Raw genomic sequence first — 26,824 nt, 5'->3', positions numbered from 1 at the left:
CCGTCTATGCCAGCAAGGTTCTGCTTGAATTTCTTTCTGAGAAGCTTCGTCTTCTTTCCCCGACCATGCAGTGATTAGGCATTAATGGAAGTACTGGTATCGAAATAAATGGATTCATAGAAGCATTATAAGCGGGTTCTATTTTCAATTTTTTCGACCTTTTGATATAGTTAAAGGTACAGAGCTTACAGAGGGGGCATCATATGGCGGCATTAATTATTACATTTATTCTTTTCTCCGTCTTTATTTTGTATCATATAAATCGAATGACAAACTTACTGTGTATTCAAAAGGAAATTCCGGAAGAGCGGCATGAAAAAATATTCCGGACCGTAAATATTTTAATGGTTATTTTACTTTGCTCTTCTTACATTGAAATATTATATGTATAGGCCTGTTCTTTTTCAGAAGACGGGTCTTTTCTTTTCCCAAGCCGGCAACTGTGTTATAGTTGTCTGTGGAATAGAGATTAAATGAACATTAGGGAGTTGTTTTTTGCATGAAGAAATGGGCATTGCCATTATCGCTTGCAGCAGGCGTGCTGGCGCTTTCCGGCTGTGGAAACAGTGAAGGAAACGTTATCGCTACATCAAAAGCTGGCGACGTAACGGACATGGAGCTTTACGCAGAAATGAAAGAAAAATATGGCCCGCAAATGGAACAGGCCTTGCAGGAACTAATGCAGAAAAAAGTTCTTTCCGACAAATATGAAGTAACGGATGAAGAGCTTGATAAAGAAGTTAAAACGGCAAAAGAACAGCTGGGCGACCAGTATGAAATGTTCTTGGCTCAATACGGACTTGATGAAGAAGGCTTTAAAGAATTCCTAAAGCTCGAGCTTCTTCGTGAAAAAGCAGCGCTTGCCGATATAAAAGTAACGGATAAAGAAGTCAAAGAATATTACGATTCATGGCAGCCGGAAATTCAAGTCAGCCACATTCTTGTAAAAGATGAAGCAAAAGCAAAAGAAGTAAAGCAGAAATTGGCTGATGGCGGCGACTTTGCGGAACTTGCGAAAGAATATTCAACGGATACCGGATCTGCCGAAAATGGCGGCAGCCTTGGCTGGATCGACAATGCCGGCCGCGCGCAATTTGTACCTGAATTTACAAAAGCACTGAGCACTTTGAAAGTAAATCAAGTAAGTGAGCCGGTTAAATCAGATTATGGCTACCATATCATTAAAATTACGGATCAAAAAGAAAAAGCTTCATTTGAAAAAATGAAGAGCCAAATGACAGAAGAACTGAAAAAATCTAAAGTAGACTCTGCAGCGCTTCAAGAAAAGCTGGATAAAGTGATGAAAGACGCTGATGTAGAAGTGAAAGACGAAGACTTTAAAGGCGCTTTTGACACGGAAGACGCTACAACGACAGAGGAAACTGTTCCAACTGAAGAAGGAACCACAACAGAAGACAATGCCGCTACAACGGAAGATACAACAAACAGCGATGCTGCTCAGACAGAAGAAGCAAAATAACAAAAAAGCACCCGTACGGGTGCTTTTTTCTTAATTCGAAAAGCGCGGCTTGTAAAAAGTTCGGTTATCCAGCGGAAAAATCCGTTCAGTAAACTCGCCCGGCTTCGTCCGTTCAAGTGCACGGTCGAGCATATTCATTTTAGCGTCAAGATTGTCAATATAGTGAAGCATTTCCGCTTCTTTGATCATCGGAGGCTTCGGACTCCCCCATTCCGCTTTTCCATGATGAGACAGCACAATATGCTGAAGCACCATCACTTCTTCTCCTTCAATACCAAGCTCTTTCGCCATTTGGCCAATTTCATTGACCATAATGGAAATATGGCCGATTAAGTTCCCTTCTGCTGTGTACGTTGTTGCTACCGGCCCTGAAAGTTCAATGACCTTGCCAAGGTCATGTAAAATCACACCCGCATACAGCAAGTCGCGGTCAAGTGATGGATAAAGATCGGCAATGGATTTTGCCAGCTGCAGCATTGATACAACATGGTATGCAAGCCCAGAAACAAATTCATGATGGTTTTTTGTTGCAGCCGGATACTCTAAAAACGGCTGATGGTATTTTTTCAACAGCGCGCGTGTAATACGCTGAATATGAGGATTTTTCATTTCAAAAATAAACTGGGTAATCGTTTCCGTCATCTCTTCCTGGCTGAGCGGTGCTGTTTCAACGAAGTCACCCGCATCCATTCCGTCCTGTGGAGAAGCTGGACGAATCTGCCGAAGCTTCAGCTGCATACGGCCCCGGTAATTTTGAATATCTCCTGCCACTTTTACGATCGTCTGCGGCGTATACATTTTGATTGTTTCTTCTTTTGCATCCCATAGCTTTGCTTCAATTTCTCCGCTTGTATCTTGAAGCATAAGCGTTAAATATGGATTTCCATTAACCGCTGTGCTTTTTACCGCTGAGCGGATCATCAGAAAGCAGTCAACACTTTCTCCTGCTTCATACTGTGTAATGCCTTTTCCCATTGCACCGTCCTCCTTATTCCCTGCATCGTTTCTTTCTATTATACCACAGATCATATGTTCTTTCTTGTTCCTGCCTCTTTTTTGTTTCATCCTTATTTTATACAATGATTGAAACAACATAAAGGGGGATTGAAACTGAACATGTATAAGCTGACTGTCTTCGAAAAAAACGGAAAAAAGCTGCTCGATCAGTCCTTTTAAGCGGATTCAGACGAAGCAGCAAAAACACACAGCTTTGAGCTGATTAAAAAGCTCGCCGGTGAGGATAAAACATATCGTTGTACGTCTTCGGATGGGAGGTTGCTGCTTTTTCATACCGAGTAAGCAGAAAGCGCATTCAATTAATGAATGCGCCCTTTGGCCGCCGGTTAAATACCGGCTTTCTTTTTTCTAAAAATGCCGCTATTCCTTCCTGATGGTCGGTGCTTCTCCGCATTTTCAACTGCCCCTGCTTTTCAAGCTCTAACGTTTTTAACAGCTGCGGCCTGTTCATATCTGCCATAATTTTCTTTGTTTTGATCATGGCTTGAATAGGCTTTTGCTGTAATTCTTTAATTAAATATCCCACTTCTTTCCCAACAGTGCCAGGCATGACAGAACGGTCTGCCAGTCCGATCTCCGCTGCTTCCGCTCCGCTGATCACTTTGCCATCCCAAATGATTTTCTTGGCTTTTGCAGCACCGAGCCGGTTCTCAAGCATAAAATGTCCGCCACCGTCCGGGATAAGACCCATTTCAATAAAATTCACAGCAAGCCTGGAATCGGTTTCGCATAAAACAAAATCGGCTGCCAAAGCAATGCTTAATGCAAGCCCAGCAGCTGCTCCATGAATCGCTGCGATCGTCAGCTTCGGCATGGTGTAAAAATAAAGGGCGATGTCTGAGATAAGTTCCATAACGGACTCAAATGGCATTTCATTCGCTGCCGACAGCATTTCTTTTATGTCTCCGCCTGCTGAAAATACAGGGCCTGTCCCTGATAAAATGACTATATCCACTTCGTCATTCCGGCTGATTTCTTTTAAACAGCTGCATAGCTCTTTCAGCATCTCCACGTTGAGGGCATTCAGCACATTTGGACGATTCAAATCAATATAAGCTGTTTCGTGTTCAATGGAACAAAGTACATATCTCATTTTGCCGCCTCCCCTTTTTCACTTTTATCATACCGAAAAGGAGCCAAAATTTGAAGTATTTTGAATAAACAGACGCTCCCTTTATAAAGGGAGCACTGACATAATCAAAGCCTGCAAAATGCCGATTAAGCCGCCAAGCAGAGCTCCGAGCCATGTAATCATTTTTAATTCACGATGAGCAATTTCAAGAACAATCCTTTCGAGCTGTTCGGTTGAAAATGCTTCAATCTGGCTGCGGACAATGCCGTCAATTTTCAGCTTTTGCATAATAGAAGGAACGCGTTTTGCTGCTCTTGCCAATCCTTCCTCCGCAAGCTTTGGGACAAAGTCATGTATAAGCTTGTTTTCATATGGCGCCAAATAAAGAGATACTGGCCGGTCCAATAATTCTGCTATACTAAGCTGATTTAAGATAAACACTTTCGTTTTTTGAAGCGCTTTTTCATCTGAAAAATGTTCAAGTACGTGTGACCATTTCCAGTCAATCATTCGTTCCCATTCGTTTTTCAGCATGGTATTGACCAAATCTTTTGCTCCCGGACTTGTAAAAAACTTTACAATCTCCAGACGAATTTTTTCCTCAAGGGATGTATTGCCTACCACCATCCGAATCATGCTGCCGATTCGTCCCCATTCTGATAAAAGATCGTTTGTCATCCGTTTTACCCGGTGCCGTCCTTCATCACTGGAAAAATAATCAGCTCCTTTTGTTAAAAGGTATGATGAAATGTCGGGTATTTTTGCTTCTGCCCGGTCCAGCCACTCAGCCGGCAGTGATTCTTTAACAGGCTGATCTGTGTAAAAATCTTTTATGTTTGCGTACTTTTCATCCACCCATTTTTGAAGATGCGCTTCTATTTTTTTCTCTGGCTGTGAAATGTATGCTTTTTGAAAGATCTCAGCAATCGTTATCTCCGACCGAAGCCACTTTTTCGCCTCTGTCTGTACAACCGCTCTTATTTCTTCCCGAAATTCAGGTTCTATCATCTTTTGTTCAATACTGCTTGGAGTAAGCAGATGTTCATCCACCACTTTTCCAATCTGCCTGGCAAGCTCCGCTTTTCTTTTTGGAATCAACCCTGGTGTAAAGGGAATGCGCCATTTGCCAATACAGTATTCCTTATATGGCCGAAACAACATACGGATCGCTATAGCATTTGTTATACCGCCGATCAGCGCTCCAATTACACTCATAAACAATACCAGCCACAATATGCCCAACGTTTTCCCGCCTTTCTTTATAAAAAACGATGCCGTTCCAATGGGAGCCGGCATCGTTTTTTCATCTGCTTTTTACAATCATATTCACTGCTGCTTGAATGGCATCATCGGCTTTTTCGCCGTTTTCATGGGCACTACGAATACATGCTTCCAGGTTTTGCGCGACAATTAAGCCGATTGAACGGTCGACTGCGGAACGAATGGCGGAAAGCTGCGTGACAACTTCACGGCAGTCTTTGTCTTCCTCCACCATTTTCATAACTCCGCGCACTTGGCCTTCAATACGGCTCAGCCGATTTTTCACATCACGATTGTATGTTTTCATCGTCCATCTCCCCGTTCTGCTCTCCCTTTTTACTTTATAAGCCAGTTTTTTTGTATCCATAGTATAGCACAGCCCTTTCCAAAACGCTTGCCACAGGCATTTTCCTTTAGTGGAAACAACTACCTACAAATATTGCGGATAAAGAAAAGAGTTCAATCCATACTAGGATTACAATCAACAGCGGGTCTTATCCGGCAGTCCGGACGATTTATCGTAGCGGTGCAACTCCGTTAGTACCCGGCCAATTAAAAAAAGGGAGATGAACAGTTATGGCAAACAACAACAGTTCTAACCAATTACTTGCACCAGGAGCACAACAAGCTATCGACCAAATGAAGTACGAAATCGCTTCTGAATTTGGTGTACAGCTAGGTGCTGACGCTACATCACGCGCTAACGGTTCAGTTGGTGGCGAAATCACAAAACGTTTGGTGCGCATGGCTGAACAGCAACTAAACGGCTTCCAAAAGTAATAGGGTAATGACCCAGCAATCCGCCTCAAATATTGAGGCGGATTGTTTTTTATTTCTTTTTCGGCAGATTTACCATTTTCGCCGGGTCAATCCACTGCTCATATTGCTCCTCGGTTACATACCCAGATGCAAGAGCGGCTTCTTTTAAAGTGGTTCCCTTTTGGTGAGCGGATTTCGCAATACTTGCCGCTTTTTCATAACCGATGTGCGGGTTTAAAGCCGTTACAAGCATCAACGACTGCTCCATTAAAGATTGGATACGTCCCATATTCGCTTCAATACCGACTGCACATCGTTCATCAAATGAGACTATACCGTCAGCTAAAAGACGAATCGATTGCAGCGTATTATACACAATAACTGGCTTAAACACATTTAATTCAAAGTTTCCTTGGCTCGCTGCAAATCCAACCGCAGTATCATTGCCAAATACCTGAACAGCAGCCATCGTCAGCGCTTCACTTTGGGTCGGGTTTACCTTTCCAGGCATGATTGAGCTTCCCGGCTCATTCGCCGGAATCGTCAGCTCCCCAATACCGCTTCTCGGCCCGCTGGCAAGCCATCTTACATCATTGGCAATTTTCATTGCATCTGCTGCCAGCGCTTTTAATGCACCGTGAAAAAAAACAATTTCATCGTGGCTTGTCAGTGCATGAAATTTATTAGGAGATGAAATAAACGGATAGCCCGTTTGTTTTTCCAGCTGTTCGGCTGTTTTTTCACCAAATGATGGATGGGCATTAATACCGGTGCCAACCGCTGTACCGCCAATTGCCAGGTGAAGCAGCTCCCGCTGGGCCAATTTAATCATATCGATACTGCGGACAATCATATGCCGCCAGCCGGATATTTCCTGCCCAAGGGATAAAGGTGTTGCATCCTGCAAATGGGTACGGCCGATTTTGATTACATCCATAAATGCTTTTTCTTTTTTCTTTAATGTTTTTTTAAATTGCTTTAGGGCCGGTTTTAAACGTTTTTCAGTTTCATCATACAAAGCAATGTGCATGGCGGTCGGAAACGTGTCATTCGAACTCTGTGACATATTTACATCGTCATTTGGGTGAATAAACCCTTCTTTCCCTGCGATTTCAGAGGCCCGCCGTGCTACAACCTCATTTACGTTCATATTTGATTGCGTACCGCTTCCAGTCTGCCAGACGACCAGCGGGAAATGCTCGGGACCAATATCACCATTCAGAATATCGTCACAAGCTGCCGAAATTGCACTCATTTTTTCTTCGGACAGCTTTCCAAGACTTTCGTTTACGATGGCAGCCGCTTTTTTTAAATGAGCAAAGGCGTAAATCATTTCTATTGGCATTTTTTCCGTGCCAATCGGAAAATTTTCTAAGCTCCGCTGTGTTTGTGCACCCCAGTATTTATCCGCCGGTACCTGAATTTCCCCAATCGTATCCCGTTCGATTCGAGTGTTCATTATGTATCCTCCTTTAAGTAGTATCTCGTTACACTTTTCCCGCTTTTTCCTCCATCATTCCCAAATTCTTAAAAAAGCAGTTTATTTTCCTAAACCAATATACGAACGAATGCTTCTTATTCTTGAACATTTTGCTTCTCTGCGTTTAAGCTGTCACTCCTTAGGGAATCTTATGTATAACAAAATAAAGCATGGGGTGAACGGAATGTTAAGAACAATTTTAATGATCATTGGGGCTATCGTTGTCATATCATGGATTGTATCTATGCTCTAATAAATAAAAAAAGACCTTTCTGGTAGAAAGGTCTTTTTTTATTTAGCTGTATTGTTTACCGTATACTCTTTCTTCAAACTGGCGAATGCGGTCTTCAGCTGTTAACGTAACCGAGATCTCATCCCAGCCATTCAACAACATTTTCTTCCAGTACGGATCAATGTCAAAGTGAGCTTTAAAGCCGCTGTCATCACTCACTGATTGCTCTTCAAGGTTAATATGAAGCTTAAAGCCTGGTGTAGAAGATTTTTGAAGCAGGGTTTCTACTTCCTCATCCGTTAGCTTTACGGCAAGAATTCCATTTTTAACACTATTATTGTAGAAGATGTCCGCGTAGCTCGGTGCAATAATGACGCGGAAGCCATAATCAAGCAAAGCCCACGGAGCATGCTCACGTGAAGAGCCGCATCCAAAGTTTTCACCGGCCACTAGAATTTCAGAATCCGCAAATTGCGGGTCATTTAAAATAAAATCTCCACGTTTATTGCCCTCATCATCAAAACGCCAGTTGTAAAAAACAAATTGGCCAAAACCTTGACGCTCGATGCGCTTTAAAAACTGTTTCGGAATAATTTGATCCGTATCGATATTTGCCCGGTTAATTGGGCATACTGTTCCTGTAAATTGATTGATCGGTTCCATAACGGCTCCTCCTTCTTATTGGTTTACGCCTGCTAGTTCACGTACATCTGTAAAACGGCCCGTCACCGCCGCAGCTGCCGCCATTGAAGGGCTGACAAGATGCGTGCGGGCGCCGCTGCCTTGACGGCCTTCAAAATTACGGTTAGATGTAGAAGCACAGCGTTTGCCCGGAGGCACAATATCATCATTCATAGCAAGGCACATTGAGCAGCCTGACTCACGCCACTCAAATCCGGCATTGATAAAAATTTGATCCAGTCCTTCTGCTTCCGCCTGCTGTTTAACCGTTTGAGAACCAGGAACAACAATAGCTGTTACATGATCCTGTACCTTGCGGCCTTTTGCCACTTCTGCAGCAGCACGCAAATCGCTTAAACGAGAGTTTGTGCAGGAACCAATAAATACATAATCAACCGGAATTTCAGTTAATTTCGTACCCGATTCAAGTCCCATATACTCAAGCGCATGGCGTACAGATTCTTTGTCCGCTTCTCGTTCAAAGTTATCCGGTGACGGAACAACACCTGAAATACCGCTGCCCATTGACGGGTTTGTTCCCCATGTCATTTGCGGCTCAATTTCTGCAGTGTCGATTTCCAGCGTTTTGTCATATTCTGCACCTTCATCAGATGCAAGAGCAAGCCAAGTTTTCGCTGCTTCTTCAAACTCTTCACCCTGCGGTGCATAACGGCGGCCGCGTAAATATTCAACGGTCGTCATATCCGGGCTGACAAGACCTGCACGTGCTCCGGCTTCGATGGACATGTTGCAGATTGTCATGCGCTCTTCCATAGAAAGAGAGCGAATGGCTTCGCCTGTGAATTCCATTACATAGCCTGTACCAGCATTTACACCAAACTTTGCAATAATCGCTAATATAATGTCTTTCGCTTGAACACCAAAACCAAGCTTGCCATTTACTTTAATTTGCAATGTTTTTGGCTTCTTTTGCCAAATCGTCTGGGTAGCAAGTACGTGTTCTACTTCACTTGTTCCGATACCGAAAGCAAGCGCACCAAACGCACCATGCGTTGACGTGTGGCTGTCGCCGCAGACGATTGTTTTGCCCGGCTGTGTAAGGCCAAGCTGCGGCCCGATAACGTGCACAATCCCTTGGTCTGGGTGATCAATATCGGCTAATTCAATGCCGAACTCACGGCAGTTTTGTTTTAATGTTTCCATCTGTGTTTTGGAAATTGGGTCATTGACAATGTGGCGATTGATTGTTGGAACGTTGTGATCCATTGTGGCGTATGTTAAATCGGGCCGTCTGACACGGCGTCCGTTCATACGTAATCCTTCAAATGCCTGTGGTGATGTCACTTCGTGGACAAGATGCAAATCGATGTAGAGCAGATCCGGCTTCCCTTCTTCTCTGCTTACAACGTGATTTTCCCAAATTTTTTCGATAACCGTTTTTTTCGTCATTGTACAGCCCCCCTCTTATGTGCATTTTGATAAAAAACGAGGACCCCGCCTTCTTCTGCAAATGTTACAGAAGAAGGTTGAATCCACGTGGCGTTTCCTTTACATGTATACAACTTCGCCAGCCGATGCTGTTGTTTCTTCAGCGATGCGGCTTGTAACAAGCTCAATCATTTTATCAGTTCCTACCACTGTGCTGCCTTCCATTTGCAAGTCTGGTGTGCAGTAGCCGTCATTTAAAACAGATTGCACAGCCCGCTCAATGGCTTCACCTTCAGCGCGCATATCCAGTGAATATTTCAGCATAAGAGCAGTGGACAGGATCATAGCCAGCGGATTGGCTTTGTTCTGGCCGGCAATATCTGGTGCCGAACCGTGAACCGGCTCATACAGCCCAAGGCCGCTTTCCGATAAACTTGCCGATGGCAGCATGCCAAGTGAACCTGTAATCATGGACGCTTCATCGCTTAAGATATCGCCGAATAAGTTTTCTGTTACGATAACGTCAAACTGGCCTGGACTAGAAATCAGCTTCATAGCTGCCGCATCAACGTACATATGATCAACTGTAACTTCTGGATAGTCTGCTGCTTTTTCATTGACAATTTCACGCCACATCCGGCTCGACTCCAGCACGTTGGCTTTATCAACGGATGTAAGCCGCCCATCACGTGCTTTTGCGAATTCGAATGCTTTAATAACGATGCGCTCGATTTCCGCCCGTGTATATTGAAGAGTATCCACTACGACTTCATTGTTTTCACCGCGGCGTTCGCTCGGTTTCCCGAAGTACAGGCCGCCCGTCAATTCACGCACGATGAGCATATTGACCTTTCCGGCAATTTCAGGCTTTAGCGGAGAAGATTGCACAAGCGTTTGGAATGATGGAATCGGACGCAGATTGGCAAATAAGCCAAGCTCCTTCCGAATAGCAAGCAGGCCGCGCTCCGGGCGTTGGGCCGACGGCAGGCTGTCCCATTTAGGACCTCCTACCGCACCGAGCAAAATCGCATCACTTTCTTTGGCAAGTGCCAGCGTTGATTCTGGCAGCGGCGTCCCGTGCGAATCAATTGCAGCACCCCCAATATCAGCGTATTCTATCTCAAATTCGTGGCCAAAGCGTTTACCGACTGCTTCAAGAGCAGACGCGGCACCTGATGCAATTTCCCGGCCGATTCCATCGCCCGGCAAAATGGCAATTTTCTTCTTCACGTAAATCCCTCCGTTGCTTGAAATAACTTCTTTAAACTAGTTGAAAAACGCTTAGTTTTTCACGCTTTCCGCTTTTTGGTTTTGCTTGATGAATGGCATTAGGGCACGAAGCTCTTTTCCAACTACTTCAAGCTGGTGCTCGCTTTCACGACGAGTAATGGCTGTAAACTCAGGACGGTTCAATTGGTTTTCTTGCAGCCAGCCTTTAGCGAACTTACCTGTTTGAATATCTGTTAATACGTCTTTCATGCGTGCTTTTGTTTCAGCAGTGATAACGCGTGGTCCTGATACGTAGTCACCCCATTGAGCTGTATCAGAGATTGAGTAGCGCATACCTGCAAGACCGCCTTCGTACATAAGGTCTACGATCAATTTCAATTCATGCAGGCACTCGAAGTAAGCAATTTCCGGCTGATATCCAGCTTCTACAAGCGTTTCAAAACCGGCTTTTACAAGCTCAGCTGTACCGCCGCAAAGAACGGCTTGCTCACCGAACAAATCTGTTTCTGTTTCTTCACGGAATGTTGTTTCCAAAATACCTGCACGGCCTGCCCCAACACCTTTAGCGTAAGCAAGAGCAATGTCTTTCGCTTGGCCTGTGTAGTCTTGGTAGATCGCGAACAATGCCGGTACACCAGCACCTTGCTCATACGTACGGCGAACTAAGTGGCCAGGACCTTTTGGTGCAGCAAGGAATACGTCTACGTTTGCAGGCGGTGTGATTTGGTTAAAATGAACGTTGAAGCCGTGAGCGAATGCAAGCGCGTTGCCTTCTTCTAATACTGGCTCGATTTCTTCTTTGTATACTGCTGTTTGATATTCATCTGGAAGAAGGATCATAATGATATCCGCTGCAGCACTTGCTTCGCGAACTGTTTTTACATCAAAGCCGTCAGCTGTTGCTTGATCAAATGATTTCCCTGGACGAAGACCTACTACAACATTTACGCCGCTTTCACGAAGGTTCAATGCGTGTGCATGCCCTTGTGAACCGTAACCGATGATAGCTACTGTTTTGTTTGCAAGTACCGCTTCGTTGATGTCACCATTGTAATAAACTTTTGTCATTTTTTTCATCCTCCAAGATTGTTTTTTTGTTTTTTATTTTAATTTAAAATAGAAACCTGTTTTGAGTCTGACACAAACCGCTGGGAACCGCGTTTAATCGCTGTTTGTCCCGTACGTGCCACTTCTTTGATGCCGTAAGGGCGAAGAAGTTCAATCATTGCTTCGATTTTCTCGAAGTTTCCGACAACTTGAATGGTCACACTATCTCGTGCAACATCAATAATGGTCGCCCGGAATGGTTCAATGATTACGTTGATTTCAGCCCGCGTTTGCGGAGTGGTCATCACTTTTATAAGAGCAAGCTCGCGTGTAACAATTGCCTGTTCAGTAATGTCACTGACTTTTAACACGTCAATTTGCTTATGCAGCTGTTTGACAACTTGCTCTACCATGCGGTCGTCTTCCACTTGGACAACGAACGTCATTTTTGATACGCCTTCTGTTTCAGTCGCACCTACTGTAATGCTTTCAATATTAAATTGGCGGCGTGTAAACAGTCCGGCGATGCGGTTTAAAACACCGCTTTGGTTCAACACAGTTGCTGTTACAATTCTTCTCATTGCGGTTTCACCCCAATCATTTCATGAAGTCCTTTGCCTGGTGCGATCATCGGATAAACCATTTCTTTCGGTTTAATACGGCAATCGATCAATACAGGCTCGTTATCTGTCAGCGTTTCACGCATAACTTTTTCTGCTTCTTCCTCTGTTGTAACGACATAGCCGCGAATGCCATAAGCATCGGCCAGTTTAACAAAGTCCGGCTGAACCGGAATCAATGATTGAGAATACCGCTCTTCGTAGAATGTTTCCTGCCACTGGCGTACCATACCAAGCGCCTGGTTATTATAAATGACAATTTTAACCGGCAGCTTCAATTCTGCAACAAGTCCAAGCTCCTGCAAAGTCATTTGGAAGCCTGCGTCACCGGCTACCGCCACGACTGTTTTATCCGGCTTTGCAATTTGCGCGCCGATCGCAGATGGGAAACCAAAGCCCATTGTCCCAAGCCCGCCTGATGTTACCCATTGGTCTGGTTTTTTGAATCCGTAGTATTGCGCTGTCCACATCTGGTGCTGACCAACATCTGTTGTGACTACTGCGTCTCCATTCGTTACATTATGAATAATGCGCATTAACGATTGAGGAGAGATGCCTTCCCCGCCTTCTGTATTCCAAAGCGGATTTTCTTCCTTGTCTTTTTGAAGCTTTTGGCGCCATTCTTCTGCCTGCGGCACTTCTAGATCAAGGCTGAGAATTTTTTTCAATGCTTCTCTTGCATCCGCTACGATTGGGATATGGGTCGGCACGTTTTTGCCAATCTCTGCCGGGTCGATATCAATATGCGCGACCGTTGCATTCGGAGCAAAATGAGCCAGATTTCCAGTTAAGCGGTCATCGAAGCGAGCGCCGATATTGATCAGCAGGTCTGCTTCATAAAGAGCTGTGTTGGCCGCGTATGTTCCATGCATTCCGCCCATTCCAAGGAACAGTGGATGATCAGCTGGAAATCCGCCAAGGCCAAGCAGTGTGTTTACAACCGGAATTTGCATTTTTTCGACAAATTCGAGCAATTCTCCAGATGCTTTTGCAAAAAGAACACCTGCACCGGCTAAAATAACCGGCTTTTTCGCTTTTGCGAGCGCGCCACGAAGCTTTTTCACCTGCAAGCTGTTCGGTTTAAAGTTCGGCTGGTATCCCGGCAGATTCAGTTCATCTACAAATTCCGCATTCCCGATTGTCGTTGCAATGTCCTTTGGAATATCGATTAAAACAGGACCCGGACGGCCGGTTGTAGCAATATGGAAAGCTTCATGGACGATTCTTGGAAGATCTTCCATTGAGCGAACCTGATAGTTGTGTTTTGTAATTGGCATTGTAATACCGATTACATCGGCTTCCTGGAATGCATCTGATCCGATGACGCCAGTGGCTACCTGTCCTGTAAAGATCACAAGCGGCAGAGAATCCATCATGGCATCCGCAATACCCGTTACAAGGTTTGTTGCTCCAGGACCAGATGTGGCCAATACAACACCTGGTTTGCCAGAAACACGGGCATATCCTTCTGCTGCATGGATAGCCGCCTGCTCATGCCGGGCAAGAATGTGACGGATCGGATTTTTATAAAGTGCATCATATAATGGAAGAACCGCACCGCCTGGATAACCAAACATCACTTCTACGTTTTCATTTTTCAATGTTTCGACAAATAGGTCGGCACCATTCATTGGCTCTGTTCTTTTAACTGGTTCATTTTCAAATTTCAATTCCGGTGCTTTTGCATTTTGACTCATTTTGATCTCCTCCAAATAATGGTTTTTTGTCCGTATTGGCAAGAGGGTTCTTCTTTACAGAGGTACAAATACCCGTTTTAAAGCAAAAAGAAAAGTCCTTTCACGCCTGCGACTGCCGAAACAGCAACGCAGGGGTGAAAAGACTTCTCCTTTTCACGGTACCACCCTGATTCACGAATTTTCTTACAAAAATCCGCCTTATGAACCGATAACCGGCTCGTTTTGGTAACGGGTAGCTCAGCACCCGGCTTTTCCTACTGGATGACGTTCAGAAAAGCACTCAGAGGGGATGTCGCGATTAGGATGCACTCCCGGCTCTCAGCTATAACCGGTTCTCTGTGAAATGCAGTTCCTAACACTTTTTCCTCGTCAACGATTTATATGCAATACATATGTTAAATTTTCATAACTCCGCCGGTATTGGCAGAAGTAACAAGCTTAGAATAACGAGCAAGCCAGCCTTTTTTAATTTTCGGCTCCGGCTGTACAAAATCTGCACGGCGTGCTGCCAGCTCTTCTTCTGACAAGTCAACGTTCAGCGTGCGATTTGTCAGGTCAATTTTGATTTTGTCGCCATTATGGATAAAAGCAATTGGTCCGCCTTCAGCTGCTTCTGGTGAAACGTGTCCGATTGAAATACCACGTGATGCACCAGAGAAACGGCCGTCTGTCATAAGTGCGACTTTTGTCGAAAGTCCACGGCCAGCGATCGCTGATGTTGGAGTCAGCATCTCCGGCATACCCGGTCCGCCTTTTGGCCCTTCATACCGGATTACGACGACGTGGCCTTCTCTAACGGTTCCATTATTGATGTTCTCAATAGCTTCTTCCTGCGAGTCAAATACGATCGCTTCTCCATCAAATGTTTTAATGGATGGATCAACGGCTCCTACTTTAATAACTCCGCCAAGCGGGGCAATATTTCCGTATAGAATGGAAAGGCCGCCGACTGGGCTGTATGGATCTTCTTTCGTCCGTATTACCTTTGTATTCGTAATATGGGCATCTTTAACATTTTCATAAACGGTTTTGCCCGTAATCGTCAAGCGATCGCCGTCAATGCCATTTTCAAGCTCGCACAGTTCACGGATAATCGCGCTGATGCCGCCTGCTTTATTAACATCATCCATTGTGTAATCTGATGCTGGACTTATTTTTGCCAAATATGGAATTCTATTGGCTACTTCATTTATACGATTTAAATCATACTCAATTTCTGCTTCATTTGCAATGGCTAATGTGTGAAGAACTGTATTTGTTGAACCGCCCATCGCCATATCAAGAGCAAAAGCATCATCAATCGCCCGTTCTGTTACGATGTCACGCGGTTTTAAATCATTTTCAATTGCGTTCATCAAGTATCCGACTGCTTCTTTAATTAAACGGTGGCGTTCAGGACTAGTTGCCACAATCGTTGCGTTTCCAGGAGGTGTAAGCCCGAGCATTTCCATCAACGAGTTCATGGAATTAGCGGTAAACATCCCTGAACAAGACCCGCAAGTCGGACAAGCATTCGACTCAATATCGAGCAGCTCTTCCGCTGACATTTTGCCGGAAAGGTGAGCTCCGACTCCTTCAAATACAGACGTCAGCGTTAATGGTTTCCCTGTGGAAGAAACGCCGCCTTCCATCGGTCCTCCTGACACAAACACAGCTGGTACGTTTGTCCGTACAGCGGCCATAAGCATACCTGGTGTAATTTTGTCACAGTTTGGAATGTAAAATACTCCGTCAAACCAATGCGCATTAATGACTGTTTCAGCTGAATCGGCAATCAGTTCGCGGCTTGGAAGAGAATAACGCATGCCAATATGGCCCATTGCGATACCGTCATCTACGCCGATTGTATTAAACTCGAACGGAACGCCGCCAGCTTCACGAATCTCTTTTTTTACGACTTCAGCAAATTTGTTTAAGTGAACGTGTCCTGGAATAATATCTATATAGGAATTACATACGCCGATAAATGGCTTATGTAAATCCGCCGTTTTTACACCAGCAGCATACAACAAGCTGCGGTGCGGGGCACGTTCAACCCCTTTTTTAATCATATCACTGCGCATTGTATCTCCCCCATAATGACTTGCCTTTCAAATCGCCCAATAATCTGTAAAAATCATTTATTTAATCTGAAAATTAAGTTTATATTGTGGTCACAATAATACCGCTCTTTTCGACTTTGGTCAACACCTTTTCTGTCAAATTTTCTGACAAGACTAAATTATTTTTAAAGTTTCTTTTTTGTGAACGCTTCCCGCTATGTATATGTAAAAAGCCGGGCGAATAATCATCCAGATTAGAACGGCGGAAAAATAAAATGATTTGTTAAAGTACCTTTTTGTTTTTGCATGCTAGAAGCGCTAAATGTTTTGGGCGCATGGGCTCGCTTTTTCATGGGGCAGGTATTGGATTCGTATCCGGCGTTATGCGGCTAAATCGGCTTGAACTGGCCTGCTAGTCCCATAGGCGGCTGCCCCTTTTCAACAATGGAAACGTTCATAAAAAAAAGACTGACGACAAAGTCGTCAGTCTTAGGCGGGATGAATAAACATCCGGCTTTCGTTTAAAACCATTCGTTCCATTTCTCTACGATTCCATCATACCAATGTTCCTCTTCGGGCTTTGCATTGTCATCAATGGCGTCTACATCAAACGAAGTTTCTCCGATGTAAGGAAGAATCTTAGACACAACTTCACCAAATAACGGTACAGCCCCATCCGAACTGTTGGTTGTCATGTAATTTGTTTTACTTACTTCTTCTACACCAACCCAGACAGCCCCTACCAGGTTCGGTGTGTATCCGACAAACCATTGGTCTTCAGTGCCATCAATGCCTTCGATCGGCACTTGTGTAGAACCGGTTTTCCCGGCAATATCTACCCCATCTACCTGGGCGCGTTTGCCGGATCCCCTCTCTACTACCCCGAGAAGCATGGATGTCATTTCGTCTGTTACTTCTTTTGACGTTACTTTAACTTCCTTCGGCTCCCATTTTGGCTTGATTTCTCCTTCAGGGCCGATAATTTTTTGAATAAAAAATGTTTCTTTTCGAACACCGTCATTTGAAAACGCTGAATAGGCTTCAGCCATTTGAAGGGGGGACACACCAGGCGTAATATCACCAAGGGCTAACCCCAGCTTTGGATCTTTTGCTTCAAGACCAAAACGCTCTAAGGAATTAACGCCTTTTGACAGGCCAATTTGGTCTAAGAGCCAGACAGCCGGCACGTTCGCTGACTTTTCAATCGCCCGGTACATTGGCATTTCTCCTTCATACGTATCACTGTAGTTAGACGGAGAATACGCACCTTCACCTTTTCCAAAAGACATTTTTTCATCCACCAGCATATCGGTCGGTTTATAGCCTTCTTCAAGAGCAGGCGTATATACAGCCAGCGGCTTGATGGTGGAGCCTGGTGACTTTTTCATCTGAGTAGCAAAGCTGAAGCCGCGGAAAACGTGTTCGCCCCGCCGGCCGACAACACCTAAAACGCCGCCGCTTTTTGGATCCATTAACACAGCCGCGCTTTGTGTATCTTCTCCGTTGACTGTTTGAGGGAAAACTGTACTGTTTTCATATACGTCTTCCAGCCCGGCCTGTACGTTTTGGTCCATCGCTGTATAAATATTGTAACCTTGCGACAGGAGATCGTCCTGCGTTAAACCGTAGCGTGAGATCGCTTCATTGATGACAGCATCGGCGTAATGAGCGTACTTTCCTTTCAGCGGATCACCGCTTGCATCCTTGAGCGTTACTTCTGTATTGGCAGCTTCGTCTGCCTCATTCTCGGTAAGATAACCGTATTTCACCATCTGATTTAACACAACCTGGCGGCGGTTGACTGCATTATCCATGCTGTCGATCGGATTGTAACGTGATGGCGCCTTTACCATTCCGGCAAGCATAGACGACTCCGCAAGAGTCAGCTCGGAAACGTCTTTTCCAAAATATCTTTTAGCTGCGTTTTGCACTCCCCAAGCTCCATTTCCAAAATAGCTTGTATTCAAGTACATTTCTAAAATCTCTTCTTTTTTGTATACTTTTTCAATCTCAATGGCGAGAAACAATTCTTCTATTTTCCGCCGGTATGTTTTTTCCGGCGACAGAAGCGCGTTTTTCGTCAGCTGCTGCGTCAGCGTGCTGGCTCCCTGTACCCTTGAACCTGCCATAAGGTTGGTAAAGGCAGCACGGAAAATGCCTTTTACGTCAAACCCACCATGTTCGTAAAAACGATTGTCTTCCACTGCCACAATCGCTTCCTGCAGATGCTCCGGCATTTTTTCGATCGATACACTGTTCGTTCGGGTTGCAGAGAGCTTACTTGCTTTGTCTCCGTCTCTATCATAAATAATGGTTGACTGTGAGAGTCCTTGCTTTAATGTTTCCACGTCGGCGGATTTCATAAAATAAAAACCTGCACCAAGGCCTGCCAAAACAACGATTGCAGCAAGCAAAATAGCAATTTGGGTCAGGTGAAACTTTCGCCAGAGAGTTTGGATCATTCTCATAACTACTTTCATTTTGTTTGGTTCCCTTCTTTGTGATACATGCGGCCTTTTCTCATTTTAAGCACATTTCGCTAAATTGCAACGAATATGATAAAACAGGCTCTGTTTTCTAGTACGGATGAGAGGCTCAAAAGTTACATGCCTTTTTTTGGTACATAAAGCAGCTATCTGGCTGCCTCCATAAAAAAACAAGCAGTGCGCACGGCTCTGCTTGCTTATTTTGAATCTATTTTCTTTTGCTCATCTGTATCGTCGTCGTCCATAACGTTTTTCATGCCGCGCTTAAATTCATGAAGCGTCTGGCCGGCGGCGCGTCCAAGCTGTGGCAATTTCTTCGGTCCAAATAACAACAAGGCGACAATCAAAATAATGGCAACTTCGCCAAATCCAAGGTTCATGTGTTTAGCCCCTTTTCTTTGTTGATATGCTTATTATAAAGGATAAACGGCCCTTTGAACGAAAAAAGAGAAACAGATTTGTGTCTATTTCTCTCTTTACTCGTTCCTATGCGCGGCCAACCGCTTGAAGGTTTCTGTTTTTTTCTGTTTCCCCGATGTACAGAGCGCATGCTGCATCACCTGTGATATTAACAGCCGTCCGTGTCATATCAAGCAGGCGGTCAATTCCGATAATTAAACCAATTCCCTCAACCGGCAGTCCGACACTGCCAAGTACCATCGCCAGCATAATAAGCCCGACACCGGGTACACCGGCTGTTCCAATACTGGCCAAAACAGCTGTTAGGACGACAGTCGCCAGCTCTCCCATTGTAAGATCAATTCCAAACGCCTGGGCAATAAACATCGTTGCTACGCCCTGCATAATAGCGGTTCCGTCCATATTAATGGTAGCACCAAGCGGCTGTACAAATGAACTGATCGGCTCAGGCACTTTTAAATCCCTTTGGGCTACTTCCATGGAAACAGGCAGCGTCGCATTACTGCTTGACGTACTGAACGCGACTCCCATTGCCGGAGCAAACTTTTTAAAAAACCAAAGAGGATTTTTCTTCGCCAAGAAAGCAACGGTGCCCCCGTATGTGACGGCGCTGTGGATAAACAATGCCGCTAATACAACAAGCATGTATGAGCCCATTGCCAGAATGGCATCCCAGCCTTGTGTGCCAATGGCTGTGGCAATTAAAGCAAAGGTTCCATATGGCGCAAACCGCATAACGAGTCCTACCAAATACATCATAATTTCATTTCCCTGGTTCACTAAACTGAGGATACCTTTTGTTTTTTCGCCAAGCGCAGTCAAGGCAAAACCGATAAAAACAGCAAATACAATTAGTTGAAGCATATTTCCTTCTGCCATCGCATTGATAGGATTTTTCGGAATAATATTCATAAGCGTTTCACTGACAGGCGGTGCTTCTTCCGCTGAGAACTCAGCGCCTGCTGTATCAAACTCTCCGGCTGCGCCCGGCTGAATAACAGCGGATAATGCCATGCCAATTATAATAGCGATACACGTTGTAACTAAAAAATATCCCACTGTCTTTGCGCCAATGCGGCCTAGTTTTTTCGGGTCTCCAAGACCAGCTGATCCAAGCACAATGGAAAAGAACACAAGCGGTACAACAAGCATGCTGATCAAGCTCAGGAAAATCTGCCCCACCGGTACGAATAAATACGTATTTAGTACTTCAAACACATTTGGTGCAGTCAAGTTTAACAGGAGACCGACAATCGCTCCGACAACAAGCGCTGCTACAATCTTAGTAGTTAAATTCATTTTTTTCATGCATCCACCCCTTTTCAGCTGTACAAACCCTTGCTTTTTCTTCACTGTGAATATGTAAAAAAAATAATGTTCTTTCTAACAGATAATTTACCACTTCCTACAAAATTCTAAACCCCTTTTCGCGTTTTGATTCCTTGTCATTTTTGTTTCGCTTCACTCTATACATCTTTAGCATCAAGCCCAAAGAATCACTTTGTGCAACAAATTTTACAGGAGCGCTTATCATTATAAAAATCGGGGTATAAAAGAATATAACCACCACGTCAAAGGGGTCAACCGGTATGAAAAATAAAACCATTTTATTTCTGTCACCGTTTAATCATTTGAGCATGATGGCGGAAGGGTGGGCGGCAAGATTAAATGAGCCCTCCTGGAATGTAATCAGCGCCGCTTGCTCACGTGCAGACTATGACGCCCTTCCTGTTAAGGCGATGAAAGAAGTAAACATTGACATCGAGAGTAAAACACCGCATTCGCTGAAGCCTCAGCTCGTGAATGAGGCGGACATCGTGGTTGCTATTTATGATTTTCAACGTGATAGCCTCCCTGCTCTTTTGAATGAATCCGAGCAGAAAGTGTTACGATGGAATATATTCAATCCAATACATTGTGATCATTTAACAGATCGATGGGCCGCTTATCAGGAAGTATGCGATGAGCTTGCTGTAAAGATACAGGAGCTTAAAAAACAACTCATTTAAATCTTTACGCCTTTGCGGTTGGGCCAGCGAGGGCATTTTTTTTTGAAACTAAATTATTTAACGTCCGTATAACTCATTTAGAGAGGCAGGGATTATGAATATGGAAACAAAACAAACACTGATCGAACAGCTGCAGCAAATTGGGCAATGGGAAAAGGATCAAAAAGGATTGTGGATTTGGGATCGTGCCGCCCGTCTTCCTTTTGCTATCCTTGATAAACTGACGCCTTCTTTTATTCAGCGAAAAATCGGCTCGCTGCTGGATGAACTCGGCTATTATGTTCAAAGCGGCGGCAAGTATTTAACGAGGCAGGACAGCATCTTAAAAAAGCTGGAGCGTAACGCCGAAATACCTGTTCATTCGATAGAAGACGTAAAAAAACTGCCGATTTCCGTTATGGACGAGACTGCTTTTTCGATTCAAAAATCGCATGCGGGCGCCGCTACCGTTCAAGGTGCTGCAACAGGCATTGGAGGCATTTTTACGCTGGCGGTTGATATCCCTGCCACATTGGCGATCTCTCTAAAGATGCTTCAAGAAATTGCTGTGGCTTATGGATACGATCCTAATGAGCGGGAAGAACGGATTTTTATTATTAAATGCCTGCAGTTTTCTTCCTCCGATATTGTTGGGAAACGGGCTATTTTAAAAGAAATTGCGAATTATGCCGATCGGGGGAGCAGCAAAGAAATGATTTCGCAAATGCAGGGCTGGCGGGAAGTGGTGCTTTCCTACAGAGAGCAATACAGCTTAAAGAAAGTGTTTCGCCTTGTACCCGTAGTCGGCATTGTTTTTGGAGCGCTGTCAAACCGCTCAATGATTGAAGAATTGTCCGATACCGCCATTATGCTTTATAAAAAACGGCGTATTTTAGAGAAATTAGCAGAAACCGAATCAGACATCCGCCTTTAATGCGGATCGTCTGATTCGGTTTCTTTTGTAAGCTTCTCAATCACCTTTTTATTCCCGTATAAGTACAGCTTGTCACCTGCCCGAATCGTTTCCTCCGTTAAATCCTCACGTACATTTACTTCTCCTCTTTTAATAAATAACAAATTGGCATCATGCCCATGCTCAAAGACATCCTCCACTTTTTTTCCATCGAGCCTGGTGCCTTCTTCTACCACTACATCTGTTACAATGTCATCTTCTTGAAGAAAAAGCGCTTCTTTCACCGGGAGTTCGGAAATATCCAGATTTTTTTTCATCTCATGTTTAAAGCGATGCTGAAGAAGCTTTTTGGTCAGCGGTGTTTTGCCGAGAATGTAAATGGTCAGCAGTACGGAACTAATAATCATCAATTCCTTTAAGCGCAGGTCATTAGCTAAAATATTAGTAATCGCTGAGATAATAACGGCCAATGAAAAAGCACCGAACAGAATGAGAAACATACTGATTCGGCGTCGTATAGGATGATCAATAATAAGCTGTGATTCATCTGTTGTAAATCCAGTGCCTGTCAGCATGGAAATCGCCTGATACCGGGCCACCTCTTTTTCAAGTCCTGTTAAGTGAAACGCGATTACAGATATTTCAATGACAAGCACCACGATTACCAAATAAAGTAAAATAAAAACAAATCCCATATCTTGCTGCCTTCTTTCCGGAACGGCTTTTCTTTCATTGTTCCCGAAGGCATTAACCGGTAAACATACCGCCATACTTCCTTTTTAACCCGTCTTTTCCATAGGTGAAAATCGTTGTCCGTCCATCAATAACGGTTGTTAAATGAACGGGTTTCCCCCATAACGTATAGAGATTTGGAATGGTTTGCTCCAAATATCCAACGTCCAGCTCTTTTCCTTCATACGCATGTAAAATATGCAGGTCTTCTTTTCCGTCTGTGACGTAAAGAGAAGGGAATCCTCCGTTTACTTTTGAGGAAACAAGCTGATCCTGCACCGACGTCCACTCCTTATCAGTGATCGTCCAGTGGGCTCCTTTTTTCTCAAACAAATATAGATCCTCCCGCTCCACAAATTCTTTCGTCAAGTAGTTCCGCAGAAAAGAAATATCGGATTCTCTGGCACGGATATCAAATAAAATTTCACGGTTTCCATATTGTTTTTCAATGTACTCATACAATTTAACCCCAAGATAATAAGGGTTGATGCCCATTTTAGACGGCTGCACAACATCCGCATTCAAACGCGCATATTCAATGGCCTCAGACTCTGTTAAGGACAGCTCTCTCATAATCTTCATATGCCAGTAAGAGGCCCAGCCCTCATTCATAATTTTTGTTTCCATCTGCGGCCAGAAATAAAGCATCTCCTGCCGGATTAACATGACAATTTCACGCTGCCAATCTGTTAAAATCGGACTGTTCGCAGCGATAAAAGCAAGAAGGTCTTTTTCAAAAAATGTTTCCTCTACTTGCTTGGGAGCCGATTCTTTTTCCCAAAGATCGTCGTATTCGTAACGGTGAGTGAATGGCTCGTCGATTTGATGAGAGCCGATGTGTGCCAGGGGATCTACATGCTCCTCAATGGATAAAACGGCGTCAAGAAAAGCTTCCACCTGCTCAATTCCATGTTCATCTGTTAACTGGCTGATCCGCTCTGCTGCAGAAGCCATTGATTTTTCCATTTGGTTGTTTGTTTTTTCAAAGTGGACATTATTTTTAAAAAAGTCCGAGTGGGCTAAAACATGGGCAACAATAAGCTTGTTTTGAACGAGTGAGTTTGTATTGAGCAAAAAAGCCTGGCACGGATCTGTATTCATTACCAGCTCGTATATTTTGCTGAGCCCCATCTCATAGTGGAGCTTCATTTTGTAAAATCGCTTCCCAAACCGCCAATGCGAAAAACGGGCAGGCATTCCATAAGCACCAAAAGTGTAAATAATATCTGCCGGGCAAATTTCATAACGCATTGAATAGAAATCAAGCCCGAATCCTGCAGCAATATCTGTAATTTCTTCGATTGCATATTGAAGATCAGCATGCTTCATCCGAATCCCCCCTGAATCTATGTGTATGCGTACGCCCATTAAACATGAAAAAAGAGGCGGATTTCATCCGCCTCTTTTTATATGCTGCAGCTTAAAGAAGCCGCCAGCTCTTGATCATTATTTCAGCATTTCATTTACACGCGCCATGAAATCTTCTTGAACGAGTGCAAGCTTTTCCGTTACTTCTTTGAACGAATCGGCTTTTACCCCAAAGTAAAATTTCACTTTTGGTTCTGTTCCCGATGGACGAGCGCACACCCACGTTCCATCTTCAAGAAAATATTTTAATACATTTGAAGAAGGCAGCTCGATCGGCTGTTTTTCATTCGTAGCAATCGCCGTACGTTCCCCTGTCTGGTAATCTTCTACGGCTTCGACCCGGATGCCTGCAATTGATTCAGGCGCCTGCGCGCGGAAAGAAGACAGCAGCCCCGCAATTTGCTCTGCCCCGTCTTTTCCTTTTAACGTCAAAGACTGAAGGCCTTCCTTGAAGTAGCCAACACGCTCATATAAATCCATCAATGCTCCATGCAGCGTTTTCCCCTGCTTTTTGAAGTACGCACATGCTTCAACAGCCAGAAGCGCTGCCTGCACTGCATCTTTATCACGGGCAAAATCGCCAATTAAGTATCCATAGCTTTCTTCATAACCAAACAAGAATGTAAATTCGCCTGAATCGTTATACTGCTCAATTTTTTCGCCGATAAATTTAAAGCCGGTTAACACGTCTTCGCATGAAACACCATATTGAGCTGCTGCTGCACGTCCCAGCTCAGACGTTACAATGGTTTTGAAAATGCGGCCGTTTTCAGGCAGTGTGCCTTTTTCTTTTTTGCGGGCCAAAATATAATCCACCAGCACAGCGCCAGTTTCATTTCCTGTCAGCAAAACATATCCGCCGTTGCCGTCTTTTACAGCGACACCAAGACGGTCTGCATCCGGATCTGTCGCAATCAAAATGTCCGCATCCACTTTTTGTCCATCACGGATAGCCAGTTCAAATGCTGCTTTTTCCTCAGGATTTGGAGATTTTACGGTTGAAAAATTGGCATCCGGCTGCTCCTGTTCAGCTACAATAGTCACATTTTGATAGCCAAGCGCCTCAAGTGCCTGGCGTACAGGCTTATTACCAGTACCGTGAAGAGGAGAAAACACAATACTGACGTCGGATTCTTGTGCTGCTTCCGGCCACTCTGAAATAGTCACAAGATTGTCTACATATGCCTGATCGATTTCTTTCCCGATCATTTGAATTAGTCCCTGTTCTTTTAACAGTTCCTCATCTTTTACCTCGATCTGGAGTTCATCACCTGCTGCGTTCACTTTATCGATGACACGATCAGCTGCTTCTGGAGCAAGCTGGGCACCATCCGGCCCGTACACTTTATATCCGTTGTACTCAGGCGGGTTATGGCTTGCTGTAATCACGATACCAGCAAAAGCATTCAGCTCACGTACGGCAAAAGACAATTCCGGTGTTGGGCGAAGCTCGTCAAAAAGATATGTTTGAATACCTGCTGAAGCGAGTGTTTTCGCACTTTCAAGCGCAAACTCCGGTGATTTATGGCGAGAGTCATAGGCAATCGCTACACCGCGTTTTTTCGCTTCTTCTCCTTGTTCCGTTATGTAAGCTGCCAAACCTGCAGACGCTTTTCGAATCGTATATACATTCATCCGGTTCGTGCCGGCGCCAATTTCGCCGCGCATGCCGCCCGTACCAAATTCAAGATTTTTGTAAAAAGCATCTTCTAAACTTTTTTCATCTTCTTCGATTGAAAGAAGCAGTTCACTCATTTCTGCATCAAGTTCCGAATAGTTTTTCCATCTTGTATATTCTTCTTTCCAGGCCACAGGCATTCCCTCCAAAACTATGATTTCCTATATCATACCATCTGTTGTTCTTATTTCACAGAATTATTAACGGTAAACCTCATTCATTTCCAACCAAAAACAACCAGGATATAGGAGACGCTCAGAATGTTTTACTTTTCTTCTTTATTCAGACTATAATGCTAATGTTCAGCAATTATTTTGATGATAGGCGGGGATCTCATGCAAAAAAAAGAAAACCTGCTTTTCACCGCATGGGCTGCTTCATTTACAGCCATGCTAGGCAGTCTTTATTTCTCAGAAATTGCCGGCTATGAACCTTGTGAGCTTTGCTGGTATCAGCGTATTTTGATGTACCCTCTCGTATTGATTCTTGGGATTGCGATCGCCAGAAGGGACACGAAAGCCGCTGTTTATTCGCTCGCGATGTCTGGTATTGGCGGCCTTATTTCCCTTTACCATTATGGCATTCAAAAAATCGATTTTTTATCGGATGCTGCTCCTGCCTGCGGCCGGGTGCCGTGCACAGGGATGTATATCAACTGGTTCGGGTTCGTTACCATCCCGTTTCTCGCGTTGACTGCATTTACGATTATTTTCGTGGCGAGCTTGATGATTCTAAAAAGAAAAGGGGCGTAAATCATTGAAGAAAGTGATTATTTTTGCGGTGGTTCTCGTTGCTGTTTTTGGCGCGATTGCCTTTGTAACGCAATATCAAAAAGAAGAAGCATCGAAAGGAAATCCATATGGCAAGGATGACCTTCAAACTGAAACGGTCAAGCAGCTGGATGACCCGAACTACCAAAATATTATCCTGCCTGATGACCTTGAGAAAAAATTAGAGGACGGCGAAGATGCGGTTGTTTATTTTTACAGCCCGACCTGCCCACACTGCCAGGAAACCACGCCTGTTTTAATGCCCATTGCGGATGATGAAAATGTAGAAGTACTTCAGTATAATCTGCTTGAATTTGAACAAGGCTGGACAGACTATGGGATTGAATATACACCGACACTTGTTTATTTTGAAAACGGGGTAGAAAAAGACCGCCTTGTCGGCAGCCAGCCGGAAGCGGAATGGACTGCGTTTTTAAACCAGACAAAAGAAAATAAACAATAA

At 44.2% G+C, this 26,824-nt stretch carries 25 protein-coding genes and 1 pseudogene; 8 read left to right on the top strand and 18 right to left on the bottom strand.

The features are described from left to right. Positions 1 to 203 precede the first annotated feature (203 nt). Together RG959_RS12380 and RG959_RS12375 are read left to right on the top strand one after the other, a co-directional pair. Positions 204 to 392 (top strand): hypothetical protein, encoded by a 189-nt coding sequence (locus RG959_RS12380; protein WP_242232413.1) that lies wholly within the window; start codon positions 204 to 206, stop codon positions 390 to 392. A gap of 107 nt (positions 393 to 499) precedes the next feature. Continuing rightward, complete coding sequence (locus tag RG959_RS12375) at positions 500 to 1,480, top strand: peptidylprolyl isomerase (RefSeq protein ID WP_342797371.1); 981 nt, start codon at positions 500 to 502, stop codon at positions 1,478 to 1,480. Positions 1,481 to 1,510: 30 nt separating this feature from the next. On the opposite strand, the gene yhaM is transcribed toward RG959_RS12375, so the two are convergent. Then, complete coding sequence (gene yhaM, locus RG959_RS12370) at positions 1,511 to 2,455, bottom strand: 3'-5' exoribonuclease YhaM (protein ID WP_315692930.1); 945 nt, start codon at positions 2,453 to 2,455, stop codon at positions 1,511 to 1,513. Between the two features lie 213 nt (positions 2,456 to 2,668). On the opposite strand from yhaM, the pseudogene RG959_RS12365 reads away from it, so the two are divergent. After that, positions 2,669 to 2,779, top strand: a pseudogene (locus tag RG959_RS12365) (YhzD family protein); the annotation flags it as partial. A gap of 13 nt (positions 2,780 to 2,792) precedes the next feature. On the opposite strand, the gene RG959_RS12360 reads toward RG959_RS12365, so the two are convergent. The 3 genes from RG959_RS12360 to RG959_RS12350 form a co-directional block, all read right to left on the bottom strand. After that, entirely contained in the window at positions 2,793 to 3,590 is a 798-nt protein-coding gene (locus RG959_RS12360; protein WP_342797370.1) for an enoyl-CoA hydratase, read from the bottom strand. A gap of 81 nt (positions 3,591 to 3,671) precedes the next feature. Next, the gene (locus RG959_RS12355) at positions 3,672 to 4,811 is read right to left on the bottom strand and encodes a DUF445 domain-containing protein (protein WP_342797369.1); all 1,140 of its coding nucleotides are present in this window, start codon (positions 4,809 to 4,811) and stop codon (positions 3,672 to 3,674) included. Positions 4,812 to 4,872: 61 nt separating this feature from the next. Then, on the bottom strand, positions 4,873 to 5,136 hold the full coding sequence (locus RG959_RS12350; protein ID WP_242232419.1) for a metal-sensitive transcriptional regulator: 264 nt from the start codon (positions 5,134 to 5,136) through the stop codon (positions 4,873 to 4,875). A 269-nt stretch (positions 5,137 to 5,405) separates the two neighbouring features. On the opposite strand from RG959_RS12350, the gene RG959_RS12345 reads away from it, so the two are divergent. After that, the gene (locus RG959_RS12345) at positions 5,406 to 5,609 is read left to right on the top strand and encodes an alpha/beta-type small acid-soluble spore protein (RefSeq protein ID WP_242232420.1); all 204 of its coding nucleotides are present in this window, start codon (positions 5,406 to 5,408) and stop codon (positions 5,607 to 5,609) included. A 49-nt stretch (positions 5,610 to 5,658) separates the two neighbouring features. Here the strand turns inward: RG959_RS12345 and fumC are convergent, their stop codons facing one another. From fumC to RG959_RS12290, 11 genes are all read right to left on the bottom strand, one after another. Further along, on the bottom strand, positions 5,659 to 7,047 hold the full coding sequence (fumC, locus tag RG959_RS12340; protein ID WP_342797368.1) for a class II fumarate hydratase: 1,389 nt from the start codon (positions 7,045 to 7,047) through the stop codon (positions 5,659 to 5,661). 316 nt (positions 7,048 to 7,363) lie between these two features. Continuing rightward, positions 7,364 to 7,963 (bottom strand): 3-isopropylmalate dehydratase small subunit, encoded by a 600-nt coding sequence (leuD, locus tag RG959_RS12335; protein WP_309086786.1) that lies wholly within the window; start codon positions 7,961 to 7,963, stop codon positions 7,364 to 7,366. 15 nt (positions 7,964 to 7,978) lie between these two features. Continuing rightward, positions 7,979 to 9,391, bottom strand: coding sequence for a 3-isopropylmalate dehydratase large subunit (leuC, locus tag RG959_RS12330; protein WP_315692937.1), 1,413 nt, complete (start codon positions 9,389 to 9,391; stop codon positions 7,979 to 7,981). 99 nt (positions 9,392 to 9,490) lie between these two features. After that, positions 9,491 to 10,600 carry a 3-isopropylmalate dehydrogenase gene (leuB, locus tag RG959_RS12325; RefSeq protein WP_251270587.1) on the bottom strand — a complete coding sequence of 370 codons (1,110 nt, stop codon included), beginning with the start codon at positions 10,598 to 10,600 and terminating at the stop codon, positions 9,491 to 9,493. A gap of 51 nt (positions 10,601 to 10,651) precedes the next feature. Then, a complete protein-coding gene (ilvC, locus tag RG959_RS12320; RefSeq protein ID WP_251270588.1) occupies positions 10,652 to 11,668 on the bottom strand; it encodes a ketol-acid reductoisomerase in 1,017 nt (338 codons plus the stop codon). Positions 11,669 to 11,706: 38 nt separating this feature from the next. Beyond that, positions 11,707 to 12,228 (bottom strand): acetolactate synthase small subunit, encoded by a 522-nt coding sequence (gene ilvN, locus RG959_RS12315; RefSeq protein WP_242232426.1) that lies wholly within the window; start codon positions 12,226 to 12,228, stop codon positions 11,707 to 11,709. Next, on the bottom strand, positions 12,225 to 13,964 hold the full coding sequence (ilvB, locus tag RG959_RS12310; protein ID WP_255821801.1) for an acetolactate synthase large subunit: 1,740 nt from the start codon (positions 13,962 to 13,964) through the stop codon (positions 12,225 to 12,227). The genes ilvN and ilvB overlap by 4 nt, the downstream gene beginning before the upstream one ends. A gap of 395 nt (positions 13,965 to 14,359) precedes the next feature. After that, positions 14,360 to 16,027 (bottom strand): dihydroxy-acid dehydratase, encoded by a 1,668-nt coding sequence (ilvD, locus tag RG959_RS12305; protein WP_342797367.1) that lies wholly within the window; start codon positions 16,025 to 16,027, stop codon positions 14,360 to 14,362. A 500-nt stretch (positions 16,028 to 16,527) separates the two neighbouring features. Then, positions 16,528 to 18,486 carry a transglycosylase domain-containing protein gene (locus RG959_RS12300; RefSeq protein ID WP_342797366.1) on the bottom strand — a complete coding sequence of 653 codons (1,959 nt, stop codon included), beginning with the start codon at positions 18,484 to 18,486 and terminating at the stop codon, positions 16,528 to 16,530. Positions 18,487 to 18,689: 203 nt separating this feature from the next. Next, the gene (locus RG959_RS12295; protein WP_251270590.1) at positions 18,690 to 18,872 is read right to left on the bottom strand and encodes a twin-arginine translocase TatA/TatE family subunit; all 183 of its coding nucleotides are present in this window, start codon (positions 18,870 to 18,872) and stop codon (positions 18,690 to 18,692) included. Positions 18,873 to 18,978: 106 nt separating this feature from the next. Then, a complete protein-coding gene (locus RG959_RS12290) occupies positions 18,979 to 20,211 on the bottom strand; it encodes a dicarboxylate/amino acid:cation symporter (protein WP_342797447.1) in 1,233 nt (410 codons plus the stop codon). Between the two features lie 290 nt (positions 20,212 to 20,501). On the opposite strand from RG959_RS12290, the gene RG959_RS12285 reads away from it, so the two are divergent. Next, positions 20,502 to 20,921, top strand: a complete 420-nt coding sequence (locus RG959_RS12285; protein WP_242232430.1) for an arsenate reductase/protein-tyrosine-phosphatase family protein — start codon at positions 20,502 to 20,504, stop codon at positions 20,919 to 20,921. 94 nt (positions 20,922 to 21,015) lie between these two features. After that, complete coding sequence (locus tag RG959_RS12280; RefSeq protein ID WP_342797365.1) at positions 21,016 to 21,834, top strand: EcsC family protein; 819 nt, start codon at positions 21,016 to 21,018, stop codon at positions 21,832 to 21,834. On the opposite strand, the gene RG959_RS12275 is transcribed toward RG959_RS12280, so the two are convergent. From RG959_RS12275 to RG959_RS12265, 3 genes are all read right to left on the bottom strand, one after another. Further along, positions 21,831 to 22,508, bottom strand: a complete 678-nt coding sequence (locus RG959_RS12275) for a TrkA C-terminal domain-containing protein (RefSeq protein WP_342797364.1) — start codon at positions 22,506 to 22,508, stop codon at positions 21,831 to 21,833. The two genes, RG959_RS12280 and RG959_RS12275, sit on opposite strands and share 4 nt — an antisense overlap. Positions 22,509 to 22,560: 52 nt before the next feature. Further along, the gene (locus tag RG959_RS12270) at positions 22,561 to 23,874 is read right to left on the bottom strand and encodes a SpoVR family protein (protein WP_342797363.1); all 1,314 of its coding nucleotides are present in this window, start codon (positions 23,872 to 23,874) and stop codon (positions 22,561 to 22,563) included. 117 nt (positions 23,875 to 23,991) lie between these two features. Then, a complete protein-coding gene (locus RG959_RS12265; RefSeq protein WP_342797362.1) occupies positions 23,992 to 25,725 on the bottom strand; it encodes a phospho-sugar mutase in 1,734 nt (577 codons plus the stop codon). A 201-nt stretch (positions 25,726 to 25,926) separates the two neighbouring features. Here RG959_RS12265 and RG959_RS12260 point away from each other — a divergent pair, with 201 nt between their 5' ends. Both RG959_RS12260 and RG959_RS12255 read left to right on the top strand, forming a co-directional pair. Continuing rightward, complete coding sequence (locus RG959_RS12260; RefSeq protein WP_251270594.1) at positions 25,927 to 26,343, top strand: disulfide formation protein C; 417 nt, start codon at positions 25,927 to 25,929, stop codon at positions 26,341 to 26,343. Between the two features lie 4 nt (positions 26,344 to 26,347). Beyond that, positions 26,348 to 26,824, top strand: coding sequence for a thioredoxin family protein (locus tag RG959_RS12255; RefSeq protein WP_342797361.1), 477 nt, complete (start codon positions 26,348 to 26,350; stop codon positions 26,822 to 26,824).

Origin of the sequence: Domibacillus sp. 8LH (genome assembly GCF_038806185.1) — a bacterium.
Classification (GTDB): domain Bacteria; phylum Bacillota; class Bacilli; order Bacillales; family Domibacillaceae; genus Domibacillus; species Domibacillus indicus_A.
The sequence above is the reverse complement of the archived record's forward strand: the minus strand, read 5'-3'. Positions and strand labels throughout refer to the sequence as shown.

Bases quoted from the DNA above. Each gene is read 5' to 3' on its own strand.
- ilvN (WP_242232426.1), bottom strand. From the start codon at position 12,228: ATGAGAAGAATTGTAACAGCAACTGTGTTGAACCAAAGCGGTGTTTTA.
- ilvB (WP_255821801.1), bottom strand. From the start codon at position 13,964: ATGAGTCAAAATGCAAAAGCACCGGAATTGAAATTTGAAAATGAACCA.
- leuC (WP_315692937.1), bottom strand. From the start codon at position 9,391: ATGACGAAAAAAACGGTTATCGAAAAAATTTGGGAAAATCACGTTGTA.
- yhaM (WP_315692930.1), bottom strand. From the start codon at position 2,455: ATGGGAAAAGGCATTACACAGTATGAAGCAGGAGAAAGTGTTGACTGC.
- RG959_RS12345 (WP_242232420.1), top strand. From the start codon at position 5,406: ATGGCAAACAACAACAGTTCTAACCAATTACTTGCACCAGGAGCACAA.
- RG959_RS12380 (WP_242232413.1), top strand. From the start codon at position 204: ATGGCGGCATTAATTATTACATTTATTCTTTTCTCCGTCTTTATTTTG.
- RG959_RS12300 (WP_342797366.1), bottom strand. From the start codon at position 18,486: ATGAAAGTAGTTATGAGAATGATCCAAACTCTCTGGCGAAAGTTTCAC.
- RG959_RS12295 (WP_251270590.1), bottom strand. From the start codon at position 18,872: ATGAACCTTGGATTTGGCGAAGTTGCCATTATTTTGATTGTCGCCTTG.
- ilvC (WP_251270588.1), bottom strand. From the start codon at position 11,668: ATGACAAAAGTTTATTACAATGGTGACATCAACGAAGCGGTACTTGCA.
- RG959_RS12375 (WP_342797371.1), top strand. From the start codon at position 500: ATGAAGAAATGGGCATTGCCATTATCGCTTGCAGCAGGCGTGCTGGCG.
- RG959_RS12360 (WP_342797370.1), bottom strand. From the start codon at position 3,590: ATGAGATATGTACTTTGTTCCATTGAACACGAAACAGCTTATATTGAT.
- fumC (WP_342797368.1), bottom strand. From the start codon at position 7,047: ATGAACACTCGAATCGAACGGGATACGATTGGGGAAATTCAGGTACCG.
- ilvD (WP_342797367.1), bottom strand. From the start codon at position 16,027: ATGCGCAGTGATATGATTAAAAAAGGGGTTGAACGTGCCCCGCACCGC.
- RG959_RS12280 (WP_342797365.1), top strand. From the start codon at position 21,016: ATGAATATGGAAACAAAACAAACACTGATCGAACAGCTGCAGCAAATT.
- leuD (WP_309086786.1), bottom strand. From the start codon at position 7,963: ATGGAACCGATCAATCAATTTACAGGAACAGTATGCCCAATTAACCGG.
- RG959_RS12270 (WP_342797363.1), bottom strand. From the start codon at position 23,874: ATGAAGCATGCTGATCTTCAATATGCAATCGAAGAAATTACAGATATT.
- RG959_RS12285 (WP_242232430.1), top strand. From the start codon at position 20,502: ATGAAAAATAAAACCATTTTATTTCTGTCACCGTTTAATCATTTGAGC.
- RG959_RS12350 (WP_242232419.1), bottom strand. From the start codon at position 5,136: ATGAAAACATACAATCGTGATGTGAAAAATCGGCTGAGCCGTATTGAA.
- RG959_RS12275 (WP_342797364.1), bottom strand. From the start codon at position 22,508: ATGGGATTTGTTTTTATTTTACTTTATTTGGTAATCGTGGTGCTTGTC.
- RG959_RS12290 (WP_342797447.1), bottom strand. From the start codon at position 20,211: ATGAATTTAACTACTAAGATTGTAGCAGCGCTTGTTGTCGGAGCGATT.
- RG959_RS12260 (WP_251270594.1), top strand. From the start codon at position 25,927: ATGCAAAAAAAAGAAAACCTGCTTTTCACCGCATGGGCTGCTTCATTT.